This window comes from Pseudoalteromonas sp. H103, assembly GCF_001469205.1.
GTDB classification, from domain to species: domain Bacteria; phylum Pseudomonadota; class Gammaproteobacteria; order Enterobacterales; family Alteromonadaceae; genus Pseudoalteromonas; species Pseudoalteromonas carrageenovora.
Map to the genome: position 1 here is coordinate 157,130 of NZ_LOFG01000002.1, position 21,106 is coordinate 178,235.

At 40.2% G+C, this 21,106-nt stretch carries 16 protein-coding genes; 4 read left to right on the top strand and 12 right to left on the bottom strand.

Translation table 11 applies throughout. The annotated features are described in order from the left end of the window. From ATS74_RS03930 to polA, 3 genes are all read right to left on the bottom strand, one after another. On the bottom strand, window positions 1-519 hold the full coding sequence (locus ATS74_RS03930; RefSeq protein ID WP_058547642.1) for a DUF1285 domain-containing protein: 519 nt from the start codon (window positions 517-519) through the stop codon (window positions 1-3). Further along, a complete protein-coding gene (locus tag ATS74_RS03935) occupies window positions 516-1,103 on the bottom strand; it encodes a YceI family protein (protein WP_058547643.1) in 588 nt (195 codons plus the stop codon). The genes ATS74_RS03930 and ATS74_RS03935 overlap by 4 nt, the downstream gene beginning before the upstream one ends. Window positions 1,104-1,595: 492 nt before the next feature. Then, entirely contained in the window at window positions 1,596-4,331 is a 2,736-nt protein-coding gene (polA, locus tag ATS74_RS03940; RefSeq protein ID WP_058547644.1) for a DNA polymerase I, read from the bottom strand. A gap of 524 nt (window positions 4,332-4,855) precedes the next feature. On the opposite strand from polA, the gene elbB reads away from it, so the two are divergent. The 3 genes from elbB (at window position 4,856) to ATS74_RS03955 (ending at window position 8,852) form a co-directional block, all read left to right on the top strand. After that, complete coding sequence (gene elbB, locus ATS74_RS03945; RefSeq protein ID WP_058547645.1) at window positions 4,856-5,503, top strand: isoprenoid biosynthesis glyoxalase ElbB; 648 nt, start codon at window positions 4,856-4,858, stop codon at window positions 5,501-5,503. A gap of 223 nt (window positions 5,504-5,726) precedes the next feature. Further along, on the top strand, window positions 5,727-6,122 hold the full coding sequence (locus ATS74_RS03950; RefSeq protein WP_058547646.1) for a c-type cytochrome: 396 nt from the start codon (window positions 5,727-5,729) through the stop codon (window positions 6,120-6,122). A 162-nt stretch (window positions 6,123-6,284) separates the two neighbouring features. Beyond that, window positions 6,285-8,852 (top strand): diguanylate cyclase domain-containing protein, encoded by a 2,568-nt coding sequence (locus ATS74_RS03955; RefSeq protein ID WP_058547647.1) that lies wholly within the window; start codon window positions 6,285-6,287, stop codon window positions 8,850-8,852. A 1-nt stretch (window position 8,853) separates the two neighbouring features. Here the strand turns inward: ATS74_RS03955 and rep are convergent, their stop codons facing one another. Then, the gene (gene rep, locus ATS74_RS03960) at window positions 8,854-10,872 is read right to left on the bottom strand and encodes a DNA helicase Rep (RefSeq protein ID WP_058547648.1); all 2,019 of its coding nucleotides are present in this window, start codon (window positions 10,870-10,872) and stop codon (window positions 8,854-8,856) included. A gap of 161 nt (window positions 10,873-11,033) precedes the next feature. On the opposite strand from rep, the gene ubiK reads away from it, so the two are divergent. Further along, on the top strand, window positions 11,034-11,297 hold the full coding sequence (gene ubiK, locus ATS74_RS03965; protein ID WP_058547649.1) for a ubiquinone biosynthesis accessory factor UbiK: 264 nt from the start codon (window positions 11,034-11,036) through the stop codon (window positions 11,295-11,297). A gap of 46 nt (window positions 11,298-11,343) precedes the next feature. On the opposite strand, the gene ATS74_RS03970 is transcribed toward ubiK, so the two are convergent. The 8 genes from ATS74_RS03970 to ilvG form a co-directional block, all read right to left on the bottom strand. Beyond that, window positions 11,344-11,994 (bottom strand): NADH dehydrogenase, encoded by a 651-nt coding sequence (locus tag ATS74_RS03970; protein WP_058547650.1) that lies wholly within the window; start codon window positions 11,992-11,994, stop codon window positions 11,344-11,346. Window positions 11,995-12,002: 8 nt separating this feature from the next. Beyond that, complete coding sequence (gene can, locus ATS74_RS03975; RefSeq protein ID WP_058547651.1) at window positions 12,003-12,662, bottom strand: carbonate dehydratase; 660 nt, start codon at window positions 12,660-12,662, stop codon at window positions 12,003-12,005. A 31-nt stretch (window positions 12,663-12,693) separates the two neighbouring features. Then, entirely contained in the window at window positions 12,694-13,869 is a 1,176-nt protein-coding gene (locus ATS74_RS03980) for a methyltransferase (RefSeq protein ID WP_058547652.1), read from the bottom strand. Window positions 13,870-13,925: 56 nt separating this feature from the next. Next, on the bottom strand, window positions 13,926-14,909 hold the full coding sequence (locus tag ATS74_RS03985) for an ABC transporter substrate-binding protein (protein WP_058547677.1): 984 nt from the start codon (window positions 14,907-14,909) through the stop codon (window positions 13,926-13,928). A 144-nt stretch (window positions 14,910-15,053) separates the two neighbouring features. Continuing rightward, the gene (ilvA, locus tag ATS74_RS03990; protein WP_058547653.1) at window positions 15,054-16,607 is read right to left on the bottom strand and encodes a threonine ammonia-lyase, biosynthetic; all 1,554 of its coding nucleotides are present in this window, start codon (window positions 16,605-16,607) and stop codon (window positions 15,054-15,056) included. 2 nt (window positions 16,608-16,609) lie between these two features. Continuing rightward, a complete protein-coding gene (ilvD, locus tag ATS74_RS03995) occupies window positions 16,610-18,466 on the bottom strand; it encodes a dihydroxy-acid dehydratase (protein ID WP_058547654.1) in 1,857 nt (618 codons plus the stop codon). 99 nt (window positions 18,467-18,565) lie between these two features. After that, window positions 18,566-18,808 carry an acetolactate synthase 2 small subunit gene (gene ilvM, locus ATS74_RS04000; RefSeq protein ID WP_006793049.1) on the bottom strand — a complete coding sequence of 81 codons (243 nt, stop codon included), beginning with the start codon at window positions 18,806-18,808 and terminating at the stop codon, window positions 18,566-18,568. Further along, window positions 18,805-20,454 carry an acetolactate synthase 2 catalytic subunit gene (gene ilvG, locus ATS74_RS04005; RefSeq protein WP_058547655.1) on the bottom strand — a complete coding sequence of 550 codons (1,650 nt, stop codon included), beginning with the start codon at window positions 20,452-20,454 and terminating at the stop codon, window positions 18,805-18,807. Before ilvG ends, ilvM begins: the two co-directional genes overlap by 4 nt. Between the last annotated feature and the right edge of the window lie 652 nt (window positions 20,455-21,106).

The following is a 21,106-nucleotide window of genomic DNA, read 5'->3' on the forward strand; positions in this document are numbered from 1 at the left end:
CTAAGAAAGATAAAACTTTTCTCCTGCTGATTTTATATAATAGCCGCGCTCATCTACTGCGGCTATTTCAGCCCACTGGTAAAATACATTTCTACTTATACGTGCACAGCAACCATACGGCAGCTGTAAATAAGGCACTGTTATACCTTTATAGTTTTGTATAGTTAATGGCTGCTTAGCACTTATGAGCCATTGCCTCGCTATATTATCTATACAACACAAAACGTTTCCTTGTGCTGTATTTTCAAAACGCCAATCCACAATTATAAATGGCGCATCTTGCACTTCTATCGCTATTTTTTCGACTGGGGTTTTTAAGTAAAACTGCGTACCTTCTTTACATAAAACACTGGCGAATAGCTTCACCATAGCAATGCGAGTTATCTCACTGCCATCGTAAAACCATTGCCCTTGCTCATCAATAACAATTGGCAGCTCACCACAATGAGTTGGCTGCCAGCTGTTAAACGGTTTGCTTGGCTCGCTTAATTGCTTACTAAGCTGTGCAAGAGAGATCACTGTTTTTTAAGTGTTAGTGCAAATGTAACTGGTACAGCTGTCGCTATTGACGGTAAACCCGCTAATTTTTGTAGCTGCTTAACACCTTCAGTTACGCCAAAATCATCGCTATTAATAATAATCGGGGTGAAAGATGAAACGCTTAAGTCACCGTTTTGTGAGCTAGTTACTAACACATCAATTTTGAATGGTTTTTTGTTTCCATGAAAATCTAGTTCAGCATTAATACCTTTAAGCACATGCTGGCCTGGCTTTTTAACACTACTAAGTTCTTTAACTAAATCAGCACTTAAAACAGCATTTGGAAATTTACTCGCTTCAAATAATAGTTTAGCTAAACGCTCATTACGGATTAGAATAAGCGTTTCTGCAGAGCTTAAGTCGACATTTACGCTAAACTTACCACTATCTGTAAGCATGCCCTCGAGGTTGGTAAAGTGATGGGCCTCAGCAACTGAATCTTTTTTAATTGATACAAAGCTCAATTGGCTTTTATCATTAACAAGCTGCCAATCAGCCTGCGCAACATTAGAAATGACTAAACTTGATAAAGAAAAACCTGCAATAGCTAATGCTTTAAACATAACGCACTCCTTAGTAATAAAAATAATGGAAATAATAGAAATTAAAAATAATAGCACTTTGATGGTATCACCTGCGATGTACCCAAACCACCTCAAAGTAACGAATGGATAACGCGATAAGCAAAATTAATAAAGCTGATTTTTTAGGAGCAGAATAAAAAACGGCCAACCAAAAATATGGCAGGCCGGTATAGCAAACTGGGGAGAAGCTATCAATTTGTTGCATCCTTTCAGATGCATCATCAACAGGATGTCCTACAGGATGAGGACGGGCGGGACTTTAACAAAAGAGCGCATAAAAATACAATGATATTCCTCAAAAACAGTTCGAATTGACGAACATATAACTATTTAATACAAATAGTTGCTTAAATTAACCTACTTTTAACTAAACCTTGTTCACAGCAAAAACCTAAAGCATTATTGCGCTAGTTTTTTACAGTCATAAAAAAAGCGCCTAGTGGCGCTTTAAAGTAAATAAATAATTAAGTATTAGTGAGCTTGTTCCCAGTTTTCACCTTCATCGGCTTCTACGATTAAAGGCACATCAAGTATGGCTGCTTGCGACATGAGTTCACAAATTTGTTTTGTGTACGCTTGTGCACAATCCGTTTTAATCTCAAATACCAGTTCATCGTGAACTTGCATAAGTAACTTAATCGTATTTGGTGCCTGCTCGCTTACCCAGCTATGTACACTTAACATTGCTTTTTTAATAATGTCTGCCGCTGTGCCTTGCATTGGTGCATTAATTGCTGCACGTTCAGCACCTTTGCGTCGAGCGCCATTGCGCGCATTGATTTCTGGTAAATGCAGGCGACGACCAAAAATAGTTTCTACATACCCATTTTCAGCGGCTTTTTCGCGGGTTGTTTCCATGTATTCAAGTACACCAGGGAAACGCTCAAAGTATTTATCAATATAGTGCTGCGCTTCGTGACGTGGCACATCAAGCTGACGCGCTAAACCAAAGGCTGACATTCCATAAATTAAACCAAAGTTTACTGCTTTAGCTTTACGGCGCATATCTGTGGTTACATCATCAAGCTCAACACCAAATACTTCAGCAGCAGTTGCACTGTGAACATCTAAACCGTTTGCAAAGGCATTAAGTAGGCCTTTATCTTGCGATAAGTGCGCCATAATACGTAGCTCAATTTGGCTATAATCGGCAGCTACAATTTTATAACCTTCTGCGGCTATAAAGGCTTCACGAATACGGCGTCCCTCTTCAGAGCGAATTGGTATATTTTGTAAGTTAGGATCGGTTGAGCTTAAACGCCCTGTTGCTGTAACCGCTTGATGATAAGACGTATGCACACGTTGCGTTTTCTCATTGACCATTAACGGTAATTTGTCGGTATACGTTGATTTAAGCTTAGATAATCCACGATGTTCAATAATTACTTTTGGTAATGGATAATCATGGGCAAGCTCTTGCAGTACTTCTTCAGCCGTTGAAGGCGCACCTTTAGGCGTTTTTTTAATAACTGGCAGCTCAAGCTTTTCAAATAATAGAACTTGTAATTGTTTTGGTGAGCTTAAGTTAAATGGTTCGCCCGCTATTTCATATGCTTCTTTTTCAAGTTCAAGTAAACGTTCACCTAAGCGTTGGCTGTGCGCTGCAAGCATGTTGCTATCAATTGCTACACCTGTGCGTTCTATATCCGAAATAACATTTACCAAAGGCATTTCTATTTCTTCAAATACCGATTTTAGCTTTTCATCTGCCGCTAATTTAGGCCACAGCACTTCGTGTAAACGCAGAGTTATATCCGCATCTTCAGCAGCATAAGGTGCGGCTTTTTCAAGCTCAATTTGATTAAAGGTAAGCTGCTTTTTACCTTTGCCAGCAATATCTTCAAAGCTAATATTTTTATGGCCTAGGTATTTAAGTGCTAATGAATCCATGTCATGGCGTGTGCCTACGCTATTAAATACGTACGACTCAAGCATAGTGTCAAACTTAATACCGTTAAGTTCATAACCGGCATTAGCCAGCACACTTTTATCGTACTTAAGATTTTGTCCTACTTTGGCTTTATTTGCATCAGCTAAAATTGGCCCAAGTTTTTGCATTACAAACTCAAGGCTTAATTGCTCAGGTGCTCCTGGGTAGTCGTGCGCAACAGGTAAGTAAGCTGCTTCACCCGCTTTTACTGAAAAGCTCATACCGACTAACTGCGCTTGCATATAATCAAGGCTGGTTGTTTCGGTATCAAACGCAAATAAATCAGCACTATTTAACTGCTCAATAAGCGTATCAAATTGTGATTCGGTTAAAATAGTTTCGTAATGTGCATCTTCTACTTTTGGCAGCTCATTTGCCTCAGTAGGCACATCTATATGTGTATCTGCGGTTTTAGGATCATCCAATAATTCTGCTAACCAACGACGAAATTCGCATTCACCATATAATGCAATTAACTCATCTTTATTTGGCTCTTGGAGCTTAAAGGTATCAAGATCAGATTCAACCTCAACATCACATTTTATTGTTGCAAGCTCATAACTTAAAGGCAGGTGATCAAGCGCCGTTGCTAACTTTTCACCAATTTTACCTTTAATGTCACCAGCGTTATCCATTACACCTTGAAGCGAACCGTATTTTTGAAGCCACTTAACAGCTGTTTTAGGACCGCATCCTTCAACACCCGGTATGTTATCAACCTTGTCACCCATCAATGCTAAATAATCGATAATTAGCTCAGGGCCTACACCGAATTTTTCTACTACGGTTTGTGGGTCTGAAATACTGTCGGTCATGGTATTAATAAGTGTTACATGCTCATTTACAAGCTGAGCCATATCTTTATCACCCGTTGAAACGAGTACATGACGTTTTTGCTCTGATGCTATGCGTGCAAAGGTCCCAATTACATCATCGGCTTCAACACCTTCAATGCTAATAAGCGGAAAACCCATTGCTTTAATAATGCTGTGTATTGGTGCTATTTGCGTCCGTAAGTCGTCCGGCATAGGCGGGCGGTTAGCTTTATACTCGCTATACATATCATTACGAAAGGTTTTACCTTTGGCATCAAACACCACTACCATGTGCGACGGATCATATTGTCTGATTAGGCTTTTAAGCATGTTGATCACACCGTAAATAGCCCCGGTAGCCTCGCCTTTTGAATTAGTCAAATGCGGCGGAGAATGATAAGCACGAAATAAATATGAAGAGCCATCAACTAAAATTAGTGGGTTTTCGGGGATCTGAGCCATGGTGAATTTGGATCCTAAATACAAAAAATTAAGGTAATTGTAAGCATGCCATAAGGCAGTAAATAAAACGACTGTGAATTATCATCCGTCGTGGTATATAAATTAGAGCAAGCTGTGGATAAGTATGTAGATAACAGCCACAAGCTATTCTTCCGAAGCAATATAAAATGCTTAGAAAATACTTTAACTGTTTGTTTTTGTTTAAAAAAGATAATACGAGGTTCTTTTTTTATTATTTTAAACCAATGTGGAAAAAGGTTTTCTAACTGTTACATCCGCTGTTAGTCACTTTGATTATTTGTATCCATTTAAATAACCGGAGGAGTATTCTAGCATAATGGATCAAAGATCATAGCGATCCTTTATAATTTTTTTAAAGGCGAAGTGATCGCAAATGGCATAAACCGCAAAATAGCTTGCGCAGCGAATGCTTTTTATACTAAAAATTTATTTTAGCGAGAAATTTTGGGCATGTTAGACTTCATCCAATCGACTTATAAAAATGATTTAAGGAGCACAAAAGCATGAAAAAAGTAGCCGTAATTTTAGCAGGGTCTGGTGTTTTTGATGGTAGCGAAATTAATGAAGCCGTACTTAGCCTTTTGCACATAGCTAAAAATGATGCTAGTTATCAGTGCTTTGCACCAGATATAACACAGCATCACACTTTAAACCATATAACGGGTGAAGAAATGCCCGAAACTCGTAATGTACTTGTAGAAGCTGCACGTATTGCCAGAGGCGATATAAAAGCGCTGAAAGAATTAGACGTACAACAATTTGATGCGCTAATTGTTCCGGGTGGTTTTGGAGCGGCAAAAAACTTATGTGACTTTGCTATTAACGGTACAAATGCCACTATCAACACTGAAGTACTTGAAGCAGGTAAAGCATTTGCAAAAGCAAAAAAACCGGCTGGTTATATGTGTATAGCTCCAGCTTTGATCCCCTTTATTTATGAAGGTGCTTCACTTACTATCGGCACTGATGAAGACACAGCAAATGCATTAACATCACTTGGCGCTAAGCATGTAAACTGTGCTGTTGATGATATTGTAATTGATCAACCAAATAAATTAGTAACCACTCCTGCTTATATGCTTGCGCAATCGCTTGTTGAAGCCGATGCAGGGATCGCAAAGCTTGTACGCTGCGTATTGTCGTTGGACTAATTTAAAGTGACCGCTTGTAATGTAGCTAATTAACTTTGTTTATTTACTTTGCAAAGTAACGTTAATTTTTAAATTTTATTGCGTTAACGCAAAAATTAGCCAGTTTTATTAATAAAATAGTCTCTTAGCGTTTTATAAATTGCTTCAGAGAGTTATAATCGGTTTAATTTCCGTCATCTATAATCGTGATTGATCACGTTCAAATCGAAGTGAGCAAGGCAAAATGAAAAAACTAACAGCTGCAGTATTAGTAATGCTAGCAACCACCGCATACGCACAGCCATATGATAAGTCTATGACTGAAGATGCAATTAAAAAACGTCTCGCGCCGGTTGGTGCTGTATACCTTGAAGGCGACAAAGCAGCTGTTGCTGCTGAGCCAACAGGCCCACGTTCAGGTGAGCAAGTATACCAAGGTGCTTGTTTTGCATGTCATGGTACTGGTGCATTAGGTGCACCTAAATCAGCTGATGATTGGGCTCCACGTATAGCTAAAGGTAAAGACACTTTACTTGAGCATGCACTTAATGGTTTTAATGCAATGCCTCCTAAAGGTACTTGTATGGATTGTTCTGATGACGAGATTAGCGCTGCTATCGATTTCATGACATCTAAGTAAACATATTTAGTTATGTAAAAAGGCTTACCCTAGGTAGGCCTTTTTTAATGCCTTTTTAACGCTTTTAGCCGCATTTTTACCACAATAGCTACTTGACCCGTCCCCTTAAAAGTGAAATTATAAGAGCAATAACTATACAATAAAAACAGTCGGTCAACGTCATTGGAAGATAAACCCAATGTACCGAGTAAATTAGCGCACCAAAATAAAAAGCTCAAAGCGCTATTAGAAAAGTACAAGCAATCTCACCATCTACAAAGTGCTCTGATACAATTATCAGAGCAAGCGAGTACTGTTGCCGAGCTAACCCTACTTTATCCTGCCATCCACGATATATTGCAAAAATATGTACCGAGTAAAAGCTTTTATGTCGTGCTTTCTAATTCGTATAACAACTCATTGGAACTATCTTATTTTTCAGATGAGAAAGACGGTATTGCTGTAGCGCTCAACCAATCAAATAGTTTTGATGAGGGGGCTACGGGTTATGTATTTAAGCAAGGTAAAACCGCTTATTTTACAAAAAAACAAATGCAACAAGCCGCAGAAAATGGCTTATTTAAAGCATTAGGTACACCTGCGGAGCATTGGGTAGGCGTTCCGGTTTATCAAGAAAAAAATATTATTGGCGTACTTGCCGCACAAAGCTACGATACCCAACAAGGGTATAGCTCTGGGCAAATACAGCTCTTAGAAGTTATGTCACTTTATTTAGCAACGGCAATTGAGCGTGTAAAAAAACGTGAGTTACTTGAATCAGAAGTAAAAATCCGTACCCGTGCACTTACGCAAAGTAATGATGCATTGAATATTGAAGTAGAGCAGAGAAAGCGCGCGCTACAACGACAACAAATATTATTTAAAATTTCTGAACTTGCCACACAAGCAAAAAACCTTGATGACGCTTACGTTCAAATACATCAAATAATAAAAACCATTACCTATGCCGACAATTTATATATCGCGCTATATAACAAAGAAAGCGGTTGGATAGACTTTCCCTATTACGCTGATGAGTTTAGAGATGTAGCAAAGCCTCGACGTTTTGCTAAAGGTTATAGCGAGTTAGTAATTAGCACTGAGCAAACGCAGCTCATACACCCTTGTAGAGCTAAGGAGCTATTAAAAAGCGGCGTTGTACAGCGCTCAGCCCCTGTACCTTTAGAGCAAAAAGCAACGAGTTGGCTAGGTGCTCCTCTTAAAACATCACAAGGTGTAATAGGCTTAATAGTTTGCCAAGCATATAATAATAAACATATTTTTAGCCAAGACGATTGTGAACTAATTACCTTTGTATCGCATCAAATTGCTGCTGTTTTACAAACTAAGCTTGCCAATCAAGCGATTGAAAAAAGTCACCAAGAGCTTGAGTTTAGAGTTAGCGAAAAAACAAAAGAGCTTCAGCAAGCTAATCTGCACTTACAGATGCAAATAGATGAACGTAAAAAAATTGAGCAACAACTTTATCACGATGCTCATCACGACTCGTTAACCGGCTTACCTAACCGCAGCTTATTTTTAACGCAACTAGAGAAAACACTGCAGCACTATCAGCGTTTTCCCGATCATCATTTTGCAGTTTTATTTATTGATTTAGATAAATTTAAAGATATAAACGATCAGTTAGGACACCAAGCTGGCGATCAATTTTTAATAAGCGTAGGTGATTTATTTGCGCATTGTATACGTGAACACGATTTACTAGCGCGCTTAGGTGGCGATGAGTTTGTTATTTTATTAACCCACTTAACTGAGCCACAGCAAGCTGAAGACGTTGCTAATCGTATTATTGATATAATGAAAAAACCATTTTGTAGCAAAGGTACGTGTATACAAAGTGGCGCAAGTATTGGTGTGACCTTTTCACAACCACAATATACTCACACCGATGAAATTATCCGTGATGCTGATGCCGCCATGTATTATGCTAAAAATTCAGGTCGTGACCGCTACGAGCTGTTTCATCCATTATTAACTCAATCAATTCCTACACAAGAATCGCAGACACTTCATCATCTAGACCTACTGCCAATGCATTTTAGAAGCAGCGAAATTATTACGCTCAATGAGCAATTTCAATCAGAGTCTTTATTTGAAGCCTTTGGCGAACACCCCGTCTTAGGTTGCACTAGTTTTGATATTTTGAAAAAGTTTGCAACAGATAAAGATCAGCATGTACAAGTTGAATTAGAATTGTTGCAGCAGGCCTATTCACAAGCACTCAGTGCCAATGTAGCAATGGCACTAGTGCCATGTTCAAGTAATTTACTTGAACAGTTAGAGTTTATTGTTTTTACCGATGTATTAAATAAACAACAAGGCTTAAGCCAGCTATGCTTGTTATTTGATGAGCAAGAAATTCGCCATGCTAGTGCAACACAAATAGAAAACCTTAAAAAGCTACCTCAGTTAGGGTTTTCTATTGGGCTGAATAACTTTGCTAAAGATAGATGCGAGCTAAACTTACTAACCGATATAAATTTCGATTACTTACTGCTTAGCTCCACATTTAGTAAACGTGTTTTACAACAAGATAGCGTTGATTTACAGCTACAAGGTGTACTAGCAATTACCAAACTTAAGAATATGAAAGTAATTGCTAAAGGCCCATCTATACTTAATTTTAGAGCCCTATTAGATAAGCACGGACTAGCCTTTTTTGTAGGTAAGCAACACACGCTCACACATGCACAAGGCATATCTGCGGTGTCTCAGTCACAGCTAAGTTAAGCTACTCTGGCTTTTTAAGCATAGCCCGTAAGTTTGCAACACGAGCTTGGCCTTTTTCCATTCGTTCAGCTTGAGTGTTGGGCGCTTTTTTGTTCTCAAATGCTAAATCGTCTTGCGGTAACTCTTGTACAAACCGGCTTAGCTCCGTTTGCGATGTTTCTCCAAATTGACGACGTATTTTTGCATACGTTAGTGTCAACTCTTGCTGCGCTCGAGTAATACCTACATACGCTAGGCGGCGCTCTTCATCTACGTTATCTTCATCAATACTGACTTGGTGTGGTAAAAGCCCCTCTTCCATGCCAACCATAAACACATACGGATACTCTAAGCCTTTTGATGCATGTAGAGTAAGTAGTTGCACTGCATCTGACTCATCTTCTTCTTCGTTGCGCTCAAGCATATCGCGAAGGGTTAGCTTACTTACAACTTCAGCGAGCGTCATCGGCTCGTTATCAGCATCGCCGGTGAGCATATCGGTGATCCATCGATACAATTCAGAAACGTTCTTCATTCGCATTTCAGCCGCTTTTGCACTCGGTGATGACTCATACAGGTAAGCTTCGTAGTTTATGTTACGAACTAAATCTTTGACGGCTTCTAGTGTATCGCTGCGCACTGCATTGTCAGATAGCTCTACTACCCAGCGAGCAAATCCCGAAAGCGCATTTAAGCCACGGCCTTTAAGTCTGTAGCCTAAGTCGTTATCAAAACAGGTTGCAAATAAACTTTGGTGTTTTTCGTTTGCAAGCGTTCCTAACTTTTCAAGGGTTACCGTGCCTATTTCACGACGCGGCGTATTAACAATGCGTAAAAATGCGTTATCGTCATCCTGGTTAACTAGCAAACGTAGATACGCCATAATATCTTTGATTTCTGAGCGAGAGAAAAACGACATTCCACCGCTTATTTTATAGGGTATACGGTTGCTCATTAATGATTTTTCAAAACCACGAGCCTGGTGATTCCCGCGATACAAAATAGCGTAATCTTTATAGCTCGTTCGTTTCATAAACTTATGAGATATGATCTCTGCAACTACACGCTCCGACTCATGCTCTTCATCACGACAACCAATTACTTTAATGGGTTCGCCGTAACCTAACTCACTAAATAATTTCTTTTCAATATCGTGTGGGTTATTTGCAATAAGTATATTTGCCGATTTAAGAATTCGTTGTGCACTACGATAGTTTTGCTCAAGCTTTATGAGTCTAAGGCCAGGGTAGTCTTTACTTAAAAGGATTAAGTTTTGCGGCCTTGCACCACGCCATGAGTAAATAGATTGGTCATCATCACCTACCACAGTAAAACGTGCGCGCTCACCAACAAGTAGCTTAACAAGCTGATATTGGCTGGTATTGGTATCTTGATACTCATCCACCAGCAAGTACTTAAAGCGTTGCTGCCATCGCTCTCGAGAAGTCTCGTTATTGGTAAGTAATAACGTTGGGATCATGATAAGATCATCAAAATCTAATGCGTTATAGGCGCGCAGCTGAATTTGATAACGCGCATATAACTGTGCAAATAAAGACTGCTGTGCATCGCGTGCCTCACGCACTGCTTGCTCTGGTAAAATGAGTTCATTTTTCCAATTGCCTATTTGCATTTTTAATAGCTTGAGTAAGTCTTTATCGTTTTTTAATTCGTCTTCAGTTAAATCGTTTAAAAGCTGGTTAGTGTCTTGATCATCAAATAACGAAAAGCCCTCTTTAAAGCCTAACGTTTTTAACTCTTTTTTTATTATTTCAAGGCCTAAGGTATGAAACGTCGATACCCATAATCCTTTTGCCTCTTGCTTATTAAGCGTTTGTAACACGCGCTCACGCATCTCTTTAGCGGCTTTATTTGTAAACGTTACAGCTGCAATATTTCGCGCTTTGTATTCACATTGTTGTACCAAGTAAGCAATTTTATTTGTTATAACACGGGTTTTACCAGAGCCTGCGCCAGCTAAAACTAAGCATGGACCACTAATATATTTTACTGCTTCATCTTGTTTAGGATTGAGTTTCATAACGACCAAAGAGATTTAAAAGACGCGCAATTTTAACGTAACCACCACAGCAGGCAAAGCAATTGCCTTAATTAATTCGATAAAGATGATCATGTGTTAAATACATTGGGTATAAGGTAATATGAGTTATTATCATTTTAGGCAAGGCCGAAGGGACAATTATGATCAACCCAGCAAAACTTGAAGAAATTGCAAAGCAAATTACGAGCAATATGCCACAAGGTGTAAAAAACTTAGCAGACACACTTGAAGGTAAAACTAAGCAAGTTTTACAAAACAAGCTTGCTGAAATGGACTTTGTAAGCCGTGAAGAATTTGATGTGCAAAGCCAAGTGCTAATTCGTACTCGCGAAAAACTGACAGAATTAGAAGCAAAAGTTGCCCTACTTGAGCAGCAGCTAAGTGCTAAATCAGACGCTGAATAATTAAGCGTAAAAATACAAAAGGCAGCTTAGGCTGCCTTTTGTATTTTTAGCTATATTTAAATAACTCATCGAGCACGTAATACGATAACGCAGCTTGCTGCTCAATGCTCACCGTATGCATTTTTTGCGCAACTTGTTTGCCCGTAATTGGCTTATAACGCTTTAAAAAAGGCAGCATTGTAATAACCGGAAAAATATAACTCCCTATTTTTTCGGCCGCTCTAAATTGTTTACGCTCACCTAATAACAACGATGGCTGAAAAATACTGCACTTAGAAAAATTAAGCTGCTTAACTTGAACTTCAAGCGCTCCTTTCATTTTTAAGTATGCGCTACGACTGTGTGCATTAGCCCCGCTAGAAGAAACTAAACAGTAATGGGGAATATTGTTATTTGCAGCTAATTGCGCCGCTATAAATTGATAATCAAAATCGACTTTTCGCTGCTCAGCTACTGAACCCGCTTGTTTAAGCGTAGTACCTAAGCAAGAGAAAAAAACATCGCCTTTAATGAGTTCTGAATATTGAGTCAGTTTATCAAAATCAATCACATGGTTTACTAATTTAACATGCGAAATAGCTAAATCACGACGGCTTAAAGTCACTACCTTTGAGTAATGTTCACTACTTAGTAGCTTATGCAGTAGCTCATTGCCCACTAAGCCTGTAGCACCTATTAAAACCGCCGTTTTAGCCATGCGCTAAGTTACTCACAGCCCGCTTTTTTAAAAACGTGCTGTACCGCTCTTTTATAACTTTCGGTTTCTTCTGCGGCGCAAGTTACAACTGCTTCTAAGTCATGTAAGTGGCCATTTTCAAGGCCGTAAACCCAACCATGAATCGTCAAGTCTTGCCCTTTTTCCCATGCGTCTTGCACTATGTTGGTTCTACACACATTGCGCACTTGTTCTATTACATTAAGCTCAATAAGACGGCTCAAGCGCTGTGTTTCATCCATAGCATTAAGATGCTCAAGGTGTTTTTCTTTCACGTCACCTACGTGGCGAAGCCAGTTGTCAATAAAGCCAAATTTAGCATCGTTTAATACAGCTTGTACGCCACCACAACCATAGTGGCCTACCACCATAATATGTTTTACTTTTAACACTTCAACTGCGTATTGCATTACAGATAAACAGTTATGATCGGTGTGCACTACAACGTTTGCTACGTTGCGGTGTACGAATAACTCACCGGGTAATAAATCAACTATTTGGTTTGCAGGAACACGAGAATCTGAGCAACCAATCCATAGGTATTCTGGGTTTTGTTGCATTGATAAAATTTTAAAAAACTCAGGATCTGCTTCACTTGTGCGTTTAGCCCAGCGTTTGTTGTTTTCGAATAAATTTTTTAACTTTCTCATTGCATCTCTTATTAAGTCGAGGACAGGGAATTTAATTTATATTGGCAAGAATCAATATATTACGTGGTGTTAACTGCTTTTCGCAAAACGTTTTAACACTCACTTGATAACCTTGCTGTTGCAAATATAAAGCACGATCGAGTACAAGCCAAACCTCAATTGCCCTTCTGAACACATGTCGAACCAGTTCAACTCGGTCAGTGACTTTCTTTTTTGCTTGGCCAATATTTAAAAACGATTCATAATCAATACCTTGAGGTAAATTTAATGCTTTTTTCTCAGCAGCCCATGCACAAAATGATTTAAATGAATCTGAAAATATAGCCTTGTTAACCGATGGCACACTGACATATGACTGCTCGTTAGTTATCGATTTTCTAAGCGCGTCAAACCCAAGACGCCATTCAAGTTCTGTTTTACGCACTTTATCTAATCGAGAAGGCGCAGTAACGGTTTCTTGCAGAGCTAACTTTAAGTCTCGATGAGTTAAATTAAGCTCACTTTGCTTAGCAGCGTCACTCATTGCATGATAGTTATTTGGCGTATATAAATGATAGCAACAGGGGGAGAAACTAATTTGCTTGGCTTTGGCAAAGCATGCTTTTTGCATAAATACTTGATGTAGTGCCCCACATGCATGCAGTGCAACAGCGTGGGTGTCTTCGTTAAAAAAAGACTGAGTGTCGTCACTCAGTACATCAGCTTGGCTAAAGTGCATTGCTAAACCTTGTTGCTGAGCACTTTTTTGTCCTTGTTCACATAAATTAGCTTGAAGTTCAATACTGTGCACACTACTTGCGCCATTAAAAGCAAGCATTCGACCTAAATGTCCTTTGCCTGCGCACCACTCTATAACTGGCTCAGCAGAGTTAGGTAATGCCGATACAAAGTCTTGTAGCTGCTCAAACTTACGCCCTTTAATACCCGTACTTATCCAAAATGGGTAGTCACTGCGAGAAGCATTAATTTGTGGTATTTCGCACAGTAAAGCTAGTTTACTTACGTTATTTATATGAGGGGCAAAAAACTCATACAGCCGCTCCTGATCACAATCAAGTTCAACGACTTGTTGATCAGTTAAGTTATTAAGTAAGGTTGTTAACTCTGGCCACGGGCAGCTCTCAAAATCAAACGCTGTACACTGCCAATATTGGCGAGTGCTCATTAAAAATGTATCAAGTGCAAAAAATCGCTCAGCTAACGTCATAACAGCTTAAACTAAAAAAAGACGATTTATTATACCAGTTAAGCGCTTTTAAACGCTTACTTTTTGCTAAAAATAAGCCGTAAGTACAGCGGAATAGAAATTATACTCACCAGTATTGCAGCAATTAACATCCACGATAACTGCATAGTTTCTGGCTCTTCGTAATTATAAATAAAGTCAGCTTTTACTTCATCAAACTCATTTTGCCCAATGCCATATAAATCGGCTATCAGGCGCCATTTTGCCATCGACATATTACCTAGGTTAGTTGTGGGCGGCATAATATACTCTCGAAGTACTTCAGCTTCATACGCTAATTGATGGAAATTTTTATGATTAGCGTATTTTAATTGCGTAATAGCAATCGCTTCATCCATGTTCATCATGGCATAACGCCACCCTTTTAAACTTGCTTGATAAAAGTTCTCAACCGTTTTGGGATGCTTTTTAAGCATGTATTGACTCGTAAATAGAATATCACCATATACGTCCATTCCGTAGCGCTGCGGGCAAACAAGCCTATGGGCTATGCCTTGCTGAGTCATGTAATAGGGCTGATTAGTGACATACACCTGTGTAGCATCAAGCTTATTTTCTACCCATGCTTGAGTTGGGTTTTCACCGTCATAAACTGCAAGGTTATCTACATCTATACCACTGCGCTTAAGCATTACCAATAGCTCAGTGCTGTCTAGGCGGCTTACTTTAGTAATACGTTTATTAACAAAGTCTCGGGGATGAAAAATATCTGAAGTGTCTTTAACCATCCAGCAATAAGGTGAAAACTGTAAAATAGCAGCCATGGCAACAAAAGGCTGACCCTTTACTTTTTGCTGTAAAATACCAGAATGCGCTACACCAAATTGCGCTTTATTTGAAGCCACCGGTGCAAAGGTGTCGGGCATAAAAGGGTTGGCCGGGTTAATAGTTACGTCTAAGCCGAGTTCTTTGTAATATCCTTTTTCTTTGGCCATGTAGTAACCGGCAAATTGAAATTGATGTGTCCATTTTAACTGTAAAGTCACATGCTCTTGTGCCATAAGCTGGCTGCAAAAAAGTAACGTTACGAGTATTAATCCTTTAATAGGCAACTGGGAGTTCCAAATAATGGTAAATACTTGTAACTATATGTAAAACACAAGATAAAGCAAGCACCCTACTTAGAGCGCTTGCTTATATGAGGATTAAGCTGAGACTAAATCGTCAGCTTTGGGGTTTTGCGATTGAGATGTTAAAAACTGCGTAAAACATGGATTTTGTGTTTCATCTTGAACGCTATAACCTAAACGGTTTAAATACTCGTTGAACATATCAAATTGGCTTGGCTCAATAGCAAAGCCAGCCAGTACATTACCCATAGAGCCGCCATGATTGCGATAATGAAATAGCGTAATATTCCAATTACTACCAAGCGTATCTAAAAAGCGTGCAAGTGCGCCCGGATATTCAGGAAACTCAAAGCGAAGTAGACGTTCATGTAATTGCTCTGGTGCTTTGCCCCCAACCATGTAACGCACATGTAATTTAGCGAGTTCGTTGTCTGATAGATCGCAAAATTGATAGTCGTTACTTGTTAAGTCTTGCTTTAGCTCATTAAGCTCTTGCTCGCCTTGGCGCAGGGCAATACCTACAAATATCTGCGCTTCACCAGGTCCTGCATAACGGTAGTTAAACTCAGTAATAGCACGGCCACCTAAAGAAGCACAAAACTGCTTAAAGCTGCCTTTTTCTTCTTTAATAGTAACGGCTAATAACGCTTCGTTTTTTTCACCTAGCGCAGTGCGCTCTGCTACGTAACGAAGACGATCAAAGTTTAAGTTAGCACCCGAAAGCACCGCTGCTAAATGCAGCCCTTTTAAGCCCGATTGTTGGCTCCACTTTTTAAGCCCTGCCGTTGCAAGAGCGCCAGAAGGCTCTGCAATTGCGCGAGTAGAGACAAAAATATCTTGCATGGCAGCGCAAATTTCATCGCTAGTCACAGTGATTACTTCGTCGCAAAACTTTTGGGCTAAACGAAATGTTTCACTACCGATAATTTTTACAGCAACACCATCAGCAAAACTACCAACACGGTCAAGCTCTACCGGCTCACCCGCTTTAAGTGCTGCTTGTAAACATGCGCTTTCGTCAGCTTCTACGCCAATAACTTTTATATCAGGGCGTAATGACTTGATATAAACAGCCATACCAGCAAGTAAACCGCCACCGCCAACAGGTATAAATACGGCATCAAGCTCGTTGAGTTGCTGCATTAACTCGCGGGCAACAGTGCCTTGCCCAACGATAACGTCTGGGTCATCAAAAGGCGGAACAAATACACCATTACGCTGCTCAGTAAGTTCTAGGGCGTGTGCTTTTGCCGCATCAAAATGATGACCATGTAATACCACTTCGCCACCAAGCGCACGTACTGCGCTTACTTTTATTTCAGGCGTTGTTACTGGCATAACAATAGTGGCTTGGTGCCCAAGGTGAGATGCACTAAGTGCCACCCCCTGAGCATGGTTACCAGCCGATGCCGTAATAACAACAGACCCTTTTGGTAACTTATTTAATTTATTGTATGCACCGCGTAATTTAAACGAATACACGGGCTGTTGATCCTCACGCTTAAGCCATACATGGTTCCCTAGCTTAGCACTGAGCTGAGCCATTTCGCTGACCTCAGTAACTTTTGCCAAAGGCTCCATATTTGCCTGAATAATAGCGCGAAAATAATCAAGCTCTTGAGAAACCATAATTAGCTAAGCTCCTCCAGTTTGGCTAAATCACGTACAGCGCCTTTATCAGCACTGGTTGCAAGTAGTGCATACGCTTTTAATGCCGACGACACATAACGCTCACGATCAACCGGTTTGTAGGCTAATTTACCGCGAGCTAGTTGTTTTTGCTTACGCGCTTCAAGTTCTTCATCGCTTAATGCCAAGGTGATTTCACGTGTTGCAATATCAATGATAATCTTGTCGCCATTTTCAACATACGCAATGGCACCACCGCTTGCCGCTTCTGGCGATACGTGGCCAATAGATAAGCCTGATGTACCACCCGAAAAACGACCATCGGTGATCAATGCACACTTTTCAGCTAAGCCTTTTGATTTTAAGTAGCTCGTTGGGTACAGCATTTCTTGCATACCTGGGCCGCCTTTAGGGCCCTCGTAACGAATAACAACAATGTCACCGGCTTTTACTTCGTCGTTTAAAATACCTTCTACTGAATCATCTTGTGATTCGTACACCACTGCAGTGCCTTCAAAATGTAGCATTTCGTCAACTACGCCTGCGCTTTTAACAATACAACCATCAACCGCTAAGTTACCTGAAAGTACAGCTAAGCCGCCATCTTGTCTAAATGCGTGCTCAACACTACGAATACAACCATGTTCTCGGTCGTTATCACCTTCATCCCAACGGCACTCTTGGCTCATTGCTTTTGTAGTACGAATACCAGCAGGGCCAGCGCGGTAAAACTTTTGTGCTGCTTCGTTTGTAGGATCTGTCGCATCCCACTTTTTAACAAGCTCACCCATTGTCATACCCGCTACGTGGTTTACCGATAAATCAACTAAACCGGCTTTGCCTAGCTCACGCACAATTGCCATCATGCCGCCAGCGCGGTGAACATCTTCAATGTGATATTCTGGTGTTGCTGGGGCTACCTTACATAAAAACGGAGTTTTGCGAGATAGCTCATCAATGTGCGACATATCAAAATCTACGCCGGCTTCTTGTGCGGCTGCTAATAAATGCAATACAGTATTAGATGAACCACCCATAGCAATATCAACAACCATAGAGTTCATAAAGGCTGTTTTGTTAGCAATAGCGCGAGGCAGTACGTCTTGGTTATCTTTTTGGTAGTACTCACGACATAAATCAACAATGCGAGCACCCGCTTCTACATAAAGTTGCTTACGGTCTTTATGGGTTGCAAGCGTTGTACCGTTACCCGGTAGTGCAAGGCCAATAGCTTCTAATAAGCAGTTCATTGAGTTTGCAGTAAACATGCCTGAACACGACCCACAAGTAGGACATGCAGAGCGCTCTACTTGCTCTGAATCAGCATCACTTACCGACTCATCAGCGCCTTTAACCATGGCATCTACTAAATCTAATTTAATATCAATGTTAGCAAGTTTTGTTTTACCCGCTTCCATTGGTCCGCCCGATACAAAAATAACCGGTATATTTAAGCGTAGCGCTGCAAGCATCATCCCTGGGGTAATTTTGTCACAGTTAGAAATACAGATCATCGCATCGGCGCAGTGGCCGTTAACCATGTACTCAACCGAGTCGGCAATTAAATCGCGAGAAGGCAGTGAGTAAAGCATACCGCCGTGGCCCATTGCGATACCGTCATCAATGGCGATGGTATTAAATTCTTTTGGTACGCCACCCGCTTGAGTGATTGTTTCAGCCATTAACTCACTAAGCTGATTAAGGTGTACGTGCCCTGGTACAAATTGTGTAAACGAGTTAACTACAGCAATAATTGGTTTACCAAAGTCTGTGTCGGTCATGCCTGTTGCGCGCCATAATGCACGTGCGCCTGCGCGTTTACGTCCTTCAGTTGTTGTTGCACTTCTTAATTTAGCCATAGTTACCTCTGTTTTGCCGCTCTGTAAGCGGGCATTCCTCATTCTAAAAATTGGTGAGTAACTGTTATTCAATTACTCGTAAATTTGTATTGTTAGCAATTACACAGCTTGTTGCTGTAAATTTTGTAAAGTGATTTCTTTAACGTCCACCAGCTTATTTAACTGGCTTGTTAAAAGATGGATTGGTTTATCGCTGTCTACTGTCATTGCAACATTGTAGTGGCCATCATCCATATTGAGCTGAAAATGCGTAAGGTCAAAACCACGGTGACGCACTACACGTAAAAAACGCTCGACCGCTATACTTTGGCTCTTTAATGCAATAGTTAGGCTGTGTTTCATTGTGCTTTCTCCGTAATCATTTCGTCATTTGCAGCCCCTGGTGGTACAAGTGGCCATACGTTTTCTTTATCGTCTATGCAGGCATGTACTATATACGGCCCTTTGCTGTTAACTAATGCTGTTATTGCATCATCAACTTGATTTGCATGTGTAATTGTTTGCCCAGGAATACCAAATACAGCGGCTAACTGAACAAAATCAGGGTTATCTGAAAGGTTTGTTTCAGAATAACGTCCTTCAAAAAATAGCTCCTGCCATTGGCGAACCATACCTAAGCGTTGGTTATCTAATATTAGTATTTTTACTGGTAAATTGTTACGGCGAATAGTCGCAAGCTCTTGAATGTTCATCATGATTGAGCCATCACCCGACACCGTTATTACAAAATCGTCTGGGCGCGCTACTTGCGCACCAATGGCGGCCGGTAAACCAAAGCCCATTGTGCCTGCGCCACCGCTACTTAAATGATTACTCGGGTGACTAAACTTCATGTGTTGCGCTACCCACATTTGATGCTGACCAACATCGCAGCACACTACGCCTGTTTTTGGCATACGCTGGCTTAATTGGTTCAATAAATACGGGGCAAATACTTTTTCGCCTGGGTAGTCGTAGCGCCAGGCATGCTTTACGCTTAACTGCTTATTTGTATCGCACCATGCTTTAGGGGTTACAACACATTCAAGTGCCGGTAATGACGTTTTTAAATCAGCAATTAATGAGGCTTTAGCAGGTTTACGTTTACCTACTTCAGCTGCATCTATATCTAAGTGGATTACTTTTGCTTTGGCTGCAAATTTAGCTAAGTTACCAGTTACGCGGTCATCAAAGCGAGCGCCTATACACACTAATACATCGCACTCTTGTACTGCTATATTAGCGGCTTGTGTACCGTGCATGCCTAGCATACCTAAGTAATGTTCGTAATCTGGTAATACGCTGCCTAATGCCTTAAGTGTTGATACTGCTGGCATCTGTGTTTTATTTAAAAACTGCATTAACTCATTTTGTGCATCAGCGGCTTGCACGCCGCCGCCAACATATGCAACTGGCTGCTTTGCTTCACTTAATAACTGATTGGCAATGGCAACTTGGTTTAAATCAAGTTGCGGTAAATATTCATCAGCGGCTAACCAAGGTTTAAAAGGCACTTGCGCCATTTGAATATCTTTTGGAATATCTACAAGTACAGGGCCTGGGCGTCCACTTTGGGCTAAGTGCATGGCCTCTTGTAGTATTTCGGCTAAATCTTCTGCTCGCTCTACCATGTAACTGTGTTTTGTACACGAAAGCGACATACCAAGTACATCTACTTCTTGAAATGCATCTGAGCCAATGGCTGCAGTAGGTACTTGGCCGGTAATAGCTAACAATGGCACTGAGTCCATCATCGCATCGGCAAGTGCTGTTATTAAGTTAGTTGCCCCTGGGCCTGATGTTGCTAAACATACACCTAATTTACCTGTGCTGCGGGCATAACCTACAGCAGCAAAGCCAGCACCTTGCTCATGACGAGTAAGGTAATGTTTGACTGGCGCGCCATACAGCGCATCGTAAATTGGCATAATAGCTCCGCCTGGGTAGCCAAATACCTCTTTAACGCCGTGTTTGGCTAATAAATCGATTGTTAGTTCTGCGCCTGTCATTAATAAATCCTCATTCCTCAGTGACAACCCAATTAAATACTTACTTAAAACTTATAGCTAATACCAATCCGCAATAATACTTAATTATTTTTAGGGGGCTAAAAGTGTCGCTATCTACGTTAAAAAATTCTCATTTAGAACAACTAAATAGCGAATTTTTTGCCTAGCTATCAACACGTTTGTCTATCCTCAAAATAGATCACTTAATTAAGCGAATTGGTATAAAATTTTTAAAACTTTGTGCTTAAAACTAAAAAGCCCTCCGAACGGTTAAGTGCGGAGGGCTTTTTAATGCTTAAGTTTATAGCACTACGAAGCCCTCGCGGGAATAATCACCACGATAATAATCAGGACTAGGTTAAGTGCATTTGTAAGCATGTAATTAATACCAAATTTAAATCATTTGTTACGAAAGGTAATCTTTCGCTCTGTTATGTATTAGTACCGCGCTGAGCCCTTTAAGTCAATACCAAACTCAATTCAAAAAAAACACTAAAAATCAAATTAAGTGGTTTTAAAATTCACCATAAATCTATTTAAAGGATTTTTTATGCTTTAATTTCAAGCATGGAAATTCACTATTCTTATATCTCTCATTTATGGTTTGATTAATTTTTGAGGTTTTTTGCAAATAAAAAATATTTATTTTCCT

Excerpts from the sequence above, each read along its gene's own strand:
- ATS74_RS03935 (WP_058547643.1), bottom strand. The coding sequence starts at position 1,103 with ATGTTTAAAGCATTAGCTATTGCAGGTTTTTCTTTATCAAGTTTAGTC.
- polA (WP_058547644.1), bottom strand. The coding sequence starts at position 4,331 with ATGGCTCAGATCCCCGAAAACCCACTAATTTTAGTTGATGGCTCTTCA.
- elbB (WP_058547645.1), top strand. The coding sequence starts at position 4,856 with ATGAAAAAAGTAGCCGTAATTTTAGCAGGGTCTGGTGTTTTTGATGGT.
- ATS74_RS03950 (WP_058547646.1), top strand. The coding sequence starts at position 5,727 with ATGAAAAAACTAACAGCTGCAGTATTAGTAATGCTAGCAACCACCGCA.
- rep (WP_058547648.1), bottom strand. The coding sequence starts at position 10,872 with ATGAAACTCAATCCTAAACAAGATGAAGCAGTAAAATATATTAGTGGT.
- ubiK (WP_058547649.1), top strand. The coding sequence starts at position 11,034 with ATGATCAACCCAGCAAAACTTGAAGAAATTGCAAAGCAAATTACGAGC.
- ATS74_RS03970 (WP_058547650.1), bottom strand. The coding sequence starts at position 11,994 with ATGGCTAAAACGGCGGTTTTAATAGGTGCTACAGGCTTAGTGGGCAAT.
- can (WP_058547651.1), bottom strand. The coding sequence starts at position 12,662 with ATGAGAAAGTTAAAAAATTTATTCGAAAACAACAAACGCTGGGCTAAA.
- ATS74_RS03980 (WP_058547652.1), bottom strand. The coding sequence starts at position 13,869 with ATGACGTTAGCTGAGCGATTTTTTGCACTTGATACATTTTTAATGAGC.
- ATS74_RS03985 (WP_058547677.1), bottom strand. The coding sequence starts at position 14,909 with ATGGCACAAGAGCATGTGACTTTACAGTTAAAATGGACACATCAATTT.
- ilvA (WP_058547653.1), bottom strand. The coding sequence starts at position 16,607 with ATGGTTTCTCAAGAGCTTGATTATTTTCGCGCTATTATTCAGGCAAAT.
- ilvD (WP_058547654.1), bottom strand. The coding sequence starts at position 18,466 with ATGGCTAAATTAAGAAGTGCAACAACAACTGAAGGACGTAAACGCGCA.
- ilvM (WP_006793049.1), bottom strand. The coding sequence starts at position 18,808 with ATGAAACACAGCCTAACTATTGCATTAAAGAGCCAAAGTATAGCGGTC.
- ilvG (WP_058547655.1), bottom strand. The coding sequence starts at position 20,454 with ATGACAGGCGCAGAACTAACAATCGATTTATTAGCCAAACACGGCGTT.